General features: G+C 26.2%; 1 protein-coding gene. It reads right to left on the bottom strand.

The window, feature by feature from the left end:
- A partial coding sequence (locus DWX43_RS26335) for a GNAT family protein (RefSeq protein ID WP_243099485.1) occupies window positions 1-393 on the bottom strand: 393 nt, incomplete at both ends.

Raw genomic sequence — 393 nt, 5'->3', positions numbered from 1 at the left:
ATTTACTAAATATTCAACCATCAATTTCAAAACATTTGTTGCAATTTTCTTATTCCAATAATCCTCATTTAGACGATAACCCACTGTTATTTTATTTTCTCTCTTTTTATAGTCAAACATTTCTGCTAAACCTACAAGCCTATTAGGATTATCTTTTAAATAAACGCCTGCAATTATATACTTTTTCTTTTCAAAATCTCTTCCACCAAGATTTTTGATTGCAGTCTCTAATGCTTTCTTACTTTTCTTATATAAAAAAGGCGGTATATACTTATAAACATTCTCATTATTGCTTATCTCTGACAAGGCTACAACGTCATTTAATTCTATTTTTTTAATAATAATTTTTTCGTTTTTTAAATATGGAAATACACCAAATAATTCTGTCATCAT

The organism is Clostridium sp. AF19-22AC (assembly GCF_003479085.1).
Taxonomy (GTDB): domain Bacteria; phylum Bacillota; class Clostridia; order Lachnospirales; family Lachnospiraceae; genus Faecalicatena_A; species Faecalicatena_A orotica.
This window is presented reverse-complemented; position numbering and strand designations above follow the sequence as displayed.